At 44.5% G+C, this 9234-nt stretch carries 7 protein-coding genes and 1 tRNA gene; 1 reads left to right on the top strand and 7 read right to left on the bottom strand.

The genetic code is table 11. The features are described from left to right. The 7 genes from PHR02_RS12045 to mraY all read right to left on the bottom strand — a co-directional run. A partial coding sequence (locus PHR02_RS12045; RefSeq protein ID WP_299992366.1) for a sugar phosphate nucleotidyltransferase occupies positions 1–617 on the bottom strand: 617 nt, incomplete at its 3' end. After that, a complete protein-coding gene (galE, locus tag PHR02_RS12040) occupies positions 614–1615 on the bottom strand; it encodes a UDP-glucose 4-epimerase GalE (RefSeq protein ID WP_299992365.1) in 1002 nt (333 codons plus the stop codon). The genes galE and PHR02_RS12045, both read right to left, overlap by 4 nt. Continuing rightward, a complete protein-coding gene (locus tag PHR02_RS12035; protein WP_299992363.1) occupies positions 1612–2706 on the bottom strand; it encodes an MraY family glycosyltransferase in 1095 nt (364 codons plus the stop codon). Before PHR02_RS12035 ends, galE begins: the two co-directional genes overlap by 4 nt. A gap of 147 nt (positions 2707–2853) precedes the next feature. After that, a complete protein-coding gene (locus tag PHR02_RS12030; protein WP_299992361.1) occupies positions 2854–5550 on the bottom strand; it encodes a PAS domain S-box protein in 2697 nt (898 codons plus the stop codon). A 128-nt stretch (positions 5551–5678) separates the two neighbouring features. Then, a tRNA-Phe gene (locus PHR02_RS12025) sits at positions 5679–5754 on the bottom strand. Between the two features lie 64 nt (positions 5755–5818). Further along, a complete protein-coding gene (murD, locus tag PHR02_RS12020; RefSeq protein ID WP_299992360.1) occupies positions 5819–7027 on the bottom strand; it encodes a UDP-N-acetylmuramoyl-L-alanine--D-glutamate ligase in 1209 nt (402 codons plus the stop codon). Next, positions 7027–8085 carry a phospho-N-acetylmuramoyl-pentapeptide-transferase gene (mraY, locus tag PHR02_RS12015; RefSeq protein ID WP_299992359.1) on the bottom strand — a complete coding sequence of 353 codons (1059 nt, stop codon included), beginning with the start codon at positions 8083–8085 and terminating at the stop codon, positions 7027–7029. The genes murD and mraY overlap by 1 nt, the downstream gene beginning before the upstream one ends. A 94-nt stretch (positions 8086–8179) precedes the next feature. On the opposite strand from mraY, the gene gpmI reads away from it, so the two are divergent. Continuing rightward, a partial coding sequence (gene gpmI, locus PHR02_RS12010; protein ID WP_299992358.1) for a 2,3-bisphosphoglycerate-independent phosphoglycerate mutase occupies positions 8180–9234 on the top strand: 1055 nt, incomplete at its 3' end.

The following is a 9234-nucleotide window of genomic DNA, read 5'->3' as shown; positions in this document are numbered from 1 at the left end:
GCAAGGTTGGTTGGAGCGTCGGCGGGGGAAGGTTTTTCGACCATCGTACTGACACGGTAGATTCCCGGTTCGATCTCTTCTCCGGCGATGACACCGTATTTGTCGGTATGGTTAGGGTCGATCTCTTCGATCGCGACAATGGAGCATTGATATTTTTCATACAACTCTACCATCTGGCTAAGGACCCCTTCTGTCTCGTTAACGCACAAATCATCTGCTAAAATAACGGCAAAAGGTTGATATCCGATCAGGGGTTTACCGGTGAGGATTGCATGACCGAGACCCTTCATCTCCAACTGACGGGTATATGAAAAGGTGCATTTATCGATGATATGACGGATGTCGGCTAACATCTTTTCTTTTGATGTCCCTTTAATCTGATGCTCTAATTCGTAACTGATATCGAAATGATCTTCAATAGCCCGTTTTCCTCGTCCTGTAACGATTGCCATCGTGTTCATTCCAGCATCCATTGCCTCTTCTACTCCGTATTGGATAAGGGGTTTAGTGAGTACCGGAAGCATCTCTTTTGGCATTGCTTTGGTAGCGGGTAAAAAACGGGTCCCATACCCTGCAGCGGGAAAGAGACAAACATGGATCGGAGATTTTTTCTTCATACGTAACCTTTTGGATTTTTGGACTGGAAGTTCCAGGCATCTTTACACATTTCATTCAGTGAGCGTTTTGCACTCCACCCAATACGTTGGGCTGCGGTAGAGGGATCGGCGTAACATGTCGCAATGTCCCCCTCACGTCGCGGCGCGATGGTATAGGGGATAGGCTGAGCACTGGCATCGGCAAAGGCACGAATAACATCAAGTACACTGTAACCGGTTCCTGTACCAAGGTTGATTGCACTGCATTGCGCTGTTGTGAGCGATTCGAGGGCTTTGAGATGGCCGGATGCCAGATCAACGACATGAATATAGTCGCGTACTCCGGTACCATCATGGGTGAGGTAGTCACCACCGAAAACACTAAGGCTCTCGCGTCGTCCGATAGCAACCTGAGCGACAAAGGGCATAAGATTATTCGGGATTCCCTGAGGATCTTCGCCGATCAGACCGCTCTCATGTGCTCCAACGGGGTTAAAGTAGCGCAAAATTATGATGTGCCATGAGGGGTCGCTTTTATAAAGATCACGTAGGATCTCTTCGATGACGAGTTTACTCTGGCCGTAGGGATTAGTGGTGCGCAGAGGATGATCTTCGCTCAGGGGGAGTTTTTCAGGATCACCGTATACAGTGGCCGATGAGCTAAACACGAGGGTTTTGATACCATTGGTCTGCATTGCACGTAGCAGACAAAGGGTTCCATGCACATTGTTGTCATAATACTCTAGCGGTTTGGCGACCGATTCACCGACCGCTTTTAGGCCAGCAAAGTGGATAACAGCGTCGCACCCTCGCATCGCTTTAGAGAGTGCTGCTTCATCACGAATATCGCCCTCTATAAAGGTGAGTGATTTGCCTGCGATGGTCTCTACACGGCGGAGCGATTCAGCAGAGCTGTTGGAGAGATTATCATAAACGACGACATCGTAATCTGATTGTAAAAGTTCTACACAGGTATGGGAACCGATATATCCGGCTCCTCCGGTGACAAAGACCGTCATGATTTCTCCGGCTTTAGGGCTACAGGAAATGGATCGCTCATACCGCTCTCTTGTATGATAGGGGCGGCTTTTTTTCCTTTGCGTCTGTTTTTGACTTTTTTGCGGTGTCGAAGCCGTTGGTCAAAAAGGTTGAGAAAGGTAAAAAAGAGCAAACTAAACAAGATCAACGAGAGTAAATCGTTTTCTTCTCTAAGCTGAAACCCGATAATCGAGAAGATAGCTTGGATCGAAATTAACAATATTACGGTAAAACGGATATTTCCTTTGACATTATACAAGAAATGGTGGATGTGGTTTTTGTCCGCTTTGAACGGTGACTGTCCCCGCTGAATCCGTCTGGTCATAACAATGAATGTGTCGAGGATAGGGAGCGCAATCACAAAAAGGATCGATGTCGGGGTGGTATAGTGGAGAGAGAGGATACTCAAAATAGCGATTGAAAAACCAAGTGTCAATGATCCGCTATCTCCCATAAAGATGCTAGCAGGATTCCAGTTAAAGAGCAAAAAGGCAATCAATGCAGCAATAAAAGAGGCGGAGAGGGAGATAATCATAGGATCATTATAGGTAATGCCAATTGCTAAAAAAGTGATCATAATGATAAGCGAAACACTTCCTGCGAGACCATCGAGACCGTCAATCAGGTTAAGGGCATTGGTAAAACCGGCGATGGCAAAAAAAGTAAAAGGGAATATTAAGAGCAAAGGGAGTGCAGCATCGTACCCAAAATATTGTCCCAAGCTGGAGATAAAGATGTTTTCTTGATAGAGCATAATAGTGGCAAAAAAGATAGCGACAAATTTAAGTCGTGGAGAGACATCAAAACGATCATCGATCAATCCAACGATAAAAATAACTAAAATAGCACTATGTAGATATACATGAGAGAGTACAAGATCCCAGTTAAATAGAGCGTAAGTAATTGCTACCGATAAAAATATCCCCACTCCACCACTGCGAGGAATGATATTTTTGTGCATGCTACGCTCATTTGGGGTGTCAATAAGCCCTAATAAACCTGAGTATCTCACCAAGACGGAAAGAATAACAGCGGCTGTTATAAATGTTGATATAAGAAGTATTGTTTGCATAATCAAATTATATTCTATTATTTGTTAATATTGCTAGTAATTTTTATTTAATTGAATATATTTTTAAATGCGATTACAAGAGGGTTACAAAAGAATATGATGGCGTTTGAGTAATGGGAAAATTATTCTGCAAAAACGTGATGAGGGTTAACGGTCTGATTTTGGTTGCATGTTGCTGAATTGAAATCTATTTTCTTCGAAAAGTTTTAGACATACGTCAACAACGGAAGGCTCATACCATATCCCTCTCCCTCGTTTGATCTCTTCTAGTGCCGGTTCGATCCCTAATGAGGGACGATAAGGTCGATGTGATGACATCGCTTCAACGATATCGGCAACACAGATAATCTTTGCTTCAAGCAGTATCTCATCACCCTTAAGCCCTTGCGGATAGCCGGAACCATCAAGTTTTTCATGGTGCTGTAAGATGATGTCGGCAATTGGCCAAGGAAATTTGACATCTTTGAGGATATTATATCCCTCTTCAGGATGGGTTTGTATGAGCATAAACTCGATTTTGTTGAGTCTGCCTGGTTTTGAGAGGATCTCTGCAGGGATATGAATTTTACCTAAATCGTGGATAGTAGCAGCGAGGCGTATACCCTGAATTTGATTTTCACTGAGTGCCATTTCATGTGCAATGGCTGTTGCCAGTTCACTCACTCGATGCTGATGTCCTGCGGTATAGGGATCACGTGCCTCTACCGTTGCGGCAATGGTTTGAATGGATTGCTCCAAACTCTGTCGCAGAAGGAGGGCATGTTGTTCATGTTCAATGCGGGTGCGTAGATTGAGGATACCGTAGGCGAGATCGTTAGTGAGTTCTTCGAGAAGATGGATCTCTTCAGGGTCAAAAGCATTTTCATCGGTAGAATAGATACACAGGGCCCCAAATGTTTTGTTAGCATTGGAGAGGGGGAGTGCGATGTTAGAAACGTAACCTTTGGAGAGGACGGTATCTTTCCATAGTTTTGTGCCAAGGGCACAGGCAACATTATGACACACTTGTGTTGTTCCGGTTCGTATAGCATAGGAAACAGGTAATTGTCCATTTGGGGTATCATCCCACGTAATATCGTTGGCCCAATCATGGTTTTCTCCTGCGATCCCTGCTCCGGCTACGAGAGTAATATTTTTTTGTGCGGTTTCCTCAGCGTATACGACAGCGGCAAGATTGTAACCTGCTTGTTTAACAATGATGTTGGTGATTTCTTGGAGTAATTCAGACTCATTTTTTGCTCGAACGAGTGCCATGTTGCCAGCAGAGAGGGTTTGAAGAGCACGATTGGCACGACTGAGTGATAATTCAAATCGTTTCCGTTCACTAATATCCCGATCTATTCCACGGTAACCGGACAATTCCCCTTTTTCATTAAAATAGGGGACACCACTGGTTTCCAACACTTTAATGGTTCCATCTTTACATATATTGGTATTTTCCAAAGTAAGAATGGGTGCTTGTTCAGAAACCAGTTTTTGGAATACGGCACCGAGACGCTGTGATTCTTCGGGGGGCATAAAATCAAAAGGGGATTTACCCAAGACTTCTTGGGGGGTGTAGCCGAGTAGTGTTTCTACGCTTGGGCTGAGATAGCTATACTTCCCATTTTGGTCAATTTCCCAAATCAAGTCATTGGTTGATTCGACCAGTGCACGGAATTTTTCTTTGCTTTGTCGTAATAATTCTTGATTTTTTTTCCGTTCGGTGACATCTAACCCTATGGCAAGGAGTCCAATGTTATTTCCCTGTAGAGTTTTCAATGTCTTGTCATACCATTCGATTGCTCTGGACTCACCCTCTTTGGTCAAGATTATGGTGGTATTTCCTTGTGTCTGGATATCATCTATAGCTGATAGAAACAACGCTTTTGTTTTGACTCTGTCTGCTTCAGGGAGAAAAGTAGTGAACCAATCTTTTCCTTTGACTTCATCGAGTGTATAGCCGCTTAGGGTTTCCATGTAGGTATTGAAACGGATGATTTGACCTTGTGGATTGAGTATGAGAATAATGACCGGAGCCGTTTCTACTAGCCGATCAGAGAAATCGCGTTCTTCTTTTAGTAACGTTTCTACTTGTTTTCGCTCAGTAATATCACGGATAACTCCGATTGCGTGCCTTTGGCCTTCTATCATGACGACGGAAAGGGATAACTCTATGGGAAATTCGGTTCCATCTTTTCTGAGGGCGGCGAGTTCAAGTGTTTTACCGATAGCCGGACCCTCTCCCGTTTGCTTGAAATGTTCAAATCCTTGATAATGTGCCGCGAGAAAGCGCTCAGGGGTGAGAAGTGCATGCAATGACTTTCCTATCGCCTCTTTTTCCGTGTAGCCGAATGTTTTGACGGCGGCTTCATTCCAAAAGGATATTTCCCCCTTGTCATCCATCATTAAAATAGCATCTTGTGCAGAAGTGGTGATAGTGCGAAATTTTGCTTCGCTCTCACGCAAGGCTTGCTCAATTTGTCGTTTATCGGTGATATCTTCGAGAATATGTAAAGAGTAAAGATAATGGCCTTCGGGATCTTTAATGATGAACCCTTTTGAATGAAAGATTTTGTCTTCGATTTGAATATCCTCTTCGCTCCCCTCGCTCAGTGGATCTTCAAGTGCTTCGGTACAGTGGGGAAGGGGGCCGTCATTTTTAGGGAAGAGTTCATAATATTTTTGACCGATAATCTCGGAGTATGGGATTCCAACATACTGGCTGTATGCTTTGTTACATCGGAGGATACGGAACTCTTTGTCATGCAAAAATATTGGATAGGAAACCGCATCTAAAGCACATAGCCATTCTTGGTGAGCAAAAGTGATTTTACTAATGGTCTCTTCTTTCGTATCGCTCACCGTTTGATCCTAGCTAGTTTTTTCACATTACTTTGATGTTAATGGCGGTGATTATAGCATGGAATTGTAATAGAAATCATTGCGTTGGTTGTGATTATAAAATTATGCTTAATTGAGGTTATTGGAGGTGGTGGCTAATCTCGGAATCGAACCAAGGACACGCAGATTTTCAGTCTACTGCTCTACCGACTGAGCTAATTAGCCACGTTTGTGAGGCCGAAATTATAGCTTCACAAGCTTAAAAAGAAGCTTAAAGTGTGTAAAACGACTATTTTGTCGCTTTTGCCAGCTCTTTGAACAGGTTTCCTCTTTGTGCGTATGAGGTAAATTGATCCAAACTAGCCGCAGCAGGGGAGAGGATGGCGATACTGTGGCGGTTGTGCTTTTTACTGATAGCTTCTACCGCAACATCAAGGGTATGGCAGAGGGTGCAGGGGATGGTGTATTGTTTACAGAGTGCTTCAAGACGCAACGCATTAGCACCGATTGCGTAGACATCAACATCATAACGTTTCAGTGGGGCAAAAAGTTCTTCGAGCTCTACCCCTTTATCATCCCCACCAAGTACGAGATGAATTTTGTGATCGCTGTAGGTGCGCAATGCGGCTAAGGTTGCATCGATATTGGTTGCTTTGGAATCGTTGACCCAAAGACGATCACGTGAGTCTCGGAACTCCTCTTGGCGATGGGGATCGAGGATAAACGCGTTGATACGCTCATAATCACAGCGATCGTAGAGAATTTTATCAATCCCCATCGCGATCATCGCATCCATCAAGAATGCCCCTTTGAATTTGATTTTACTTGCATCAAATCCGAAATACGCGGCGAGATCTTTTTCATCTTCGTAGATGATTTTAAATCCGTTGGTCGGAGCGTCGGCGAACATTTTCGGCAAAAGTACGGCTTCACCCTCTTTCATCATCGAGAGAGGCCCCAGTTTTGCTTCGTAATAAGCTTCCATGCTTCCGTGCCAGCTGACATGATCAGGGGTTACGGGGAGGAGGGCATAGATGTTTGGGCGTGCCACATTATTGTAGTGCATACTAAATGAGCTGGTCTCTAAAATCCAAATTGGAGCTTCGGGTGACATATCCGCCAGAGGTGTTCCAATGTTACCGCCGCTAATCGAGCCTTTGTCAGCGAGGAGGTGTTCGACCATTTGAGTGGTGGTTGTTTTACCGTTCGTTCCGCTGATCCAGATCGAAAACGGCATTTGTGGGGCAAAAAAATCATACTCACTGATGAGGTGCTGTGCGTTTTGGATCAGCGGATGGCTTGGCGGGAAACCGGGTGAGGGGATCTCATGAGTAAAAAGGCGGGTATCGAACTCACTCACCGGTTTGAGAGCGTTGCCCTCTTCATCAACCGAAGCGTCGGTAAATTTGTCATCGAAAAAAGTACAAGGGCCAAAACGTTTGGCGATAGCACGGGTTGTTTTACCGTATCCGAAACAGGCGATATTTTGGTTTTTCATTAGCGAATCTTTAAAGTAATTAGGGCGAAAATATTGGAAAGAAGGGAGATGATCCAAAATCGGACGATGATTTTGTTCTCCGCCCACTGTTTCATCTCAAAATGGTGGTGGATGGGGGCCATCAAAAAGACCCTCTTTTTACGGAGTTTGTAGCTCCCCACTTGCAATATAACCGAGACCGTTTCGATCACGAAAATCAGACCGATAAGGATGAGGAGAATTTCACTTTTACCGATAATCGCCATATAAGCGATAAACGCTCCGAGGGTAAGTGAACCGCTGTCTCCCATAAACACTTGCGCCGGATGGCAGTTAAACCATAAAAAGCCCAAAAGCGATCCGATAAGGGCGGCGGCGATGATCACCACCTCTCCCGCAGGAATCTTGGGCATTAAGAGATAATGAGAGAGGGAAGCATTACCGACAATGTAAACAATCACACTTAGTGATAAGAGGGCAAAGATAGAGGGGACGGTGGCTAGCCCATCAAGTCCATCGGTAAGGTTGACGGCATTGGAGGTGGCAATCATCACCAAAACCCAAAATGCGACACTAAAGTATCCCATATCAAAAAGGCTTGATTTGATAAAGGGAACATAAAACCCGGTTTCGAGTTTGGCTACGTAGATTAAAAATAATCCTATAGCGATACCGAAAATAATTTGCAGTGTCAGTTTGGCACGGGCACTCAGCCCTGCGAGGTTATTAGCACCTCGAATTTTTCCCCAATCATCGGTAAAACCGATATAAGCATAGAAAACGAGGGTAAGCAGTCCCCCGATGACGAACGGATTCATAATGTTGACGGTTAGCAGGGAAGCGATAACGGTAGCGATGACAAAAACGATTCCTCCCATTGTGGGCGTTTTTGCTTTACCCTGATGGGCACTGACGTATTCGTTAATCGGTTGTACACGTGCGGAACGCTGTGCCCATGCGATAAAGCGGGGCATAAAAAAGAGGGTAAGCAAGAGACCGATGAAGAAAGCAACCCCTGCACGGACGGTAATGTATTGAAAAAGATTAATCCCGAGGGTCTGGTGAAACCAATATAACATTCTAGTAACTCTTTTATGATTAAATTTTAAAAGCAATGCAAAAGTGACATTTTAATATAATCCACCCAAAGTTTGATTAATCGAAGGAGCCAATTTGAGCAAAAAAACGGTTTTGGTCATTACTGACGGCATCGGCTACTCGCAAAAACGTGAATATAACGCTTTTCACGCTGCGCACAAACCGACATACGATCAACTGTTCCGTGATGTACCACATGCACTTATCGATACTTTTGGACTTAGTGTCGGTCTCCCCGAGGGGCAAATGGGCAATTCTGAGGTTGGACACATGTCCATCGGCAGTGGTCGGGTATTGTATCAAGATTTAGTCAAAATTTCGCTCGCACTCGAAGAGGGGACGTTTGAGGATAATAGTGTTTTTGCTTCATTACTAAAAACAAGCAAACGAATCCATTTGATTTCTTTGTTAAGTGATGGCGGTGTTCATTCCCATATCGATCATTTAATGGGAGTGATGGAGATCGCACATGAAGCGGGCAAGGAAGTTTGGCTCCATCTTATTAGTGACGGGAGAGATGTGGCGCCCACTTCGGCAAAACTCTTTTTACATACAGTAAACGCGCATGGCTATTCCAATGTGAAAATTGGTTCCATCGGCGGACGTTTTTTCGCTATGGATCGCGATAACCGCTGGGAACGTGTCCAAAGCGGGTATGAAGCTATTGTCAATGCAACTCCAAAAAGTGAACAAAGCGTTGCTGACTATATCGAAAACGCCTATGCCGCCGGTGAAACGGATGAGTTTATCACTCCGAGTGCTTTTGATGGATACGATGGATTCAAAGAAGGGGATGCAGTTTTAATGCTCAATTTCCGAAGTGACCGGATGCGTGAGCTGACAACGGCTGTGGGTGATCCCCATTTTAATGGATTTGCTCGGGAATTTGTACCAACCCATTTGGCGACGATGACACAGTACGACAAAAATTTCCCCTATCCGGTGTTGTTCCCTAAAGATGCACCGATCAATACGCTCGCCGAAGTGATCTCAAAGGCAGGATTACGACAGCTTCATACGGCTGAGACAGAGAAATACGCCCATGTTACCTTTTTCTTTAACGGCGGTATCGAAGAACCGTATGAAAATGAATCTCGGGTACTGATACCAAGCCCGCAGGTCAAAACCTA

The organism is Sulfuricurvum sp., from assembly GCF_028688295.1.
Taxonomy (GTDB): domain Bacteria; phylum Campylobacterota; class Campylobacteria; order Campylobacterales; family Sulfurimonadaceae; genus Sulfuricurvum.
This window is presented reverse-complemented; position numbering and strand designations above follow the sequence as displayed.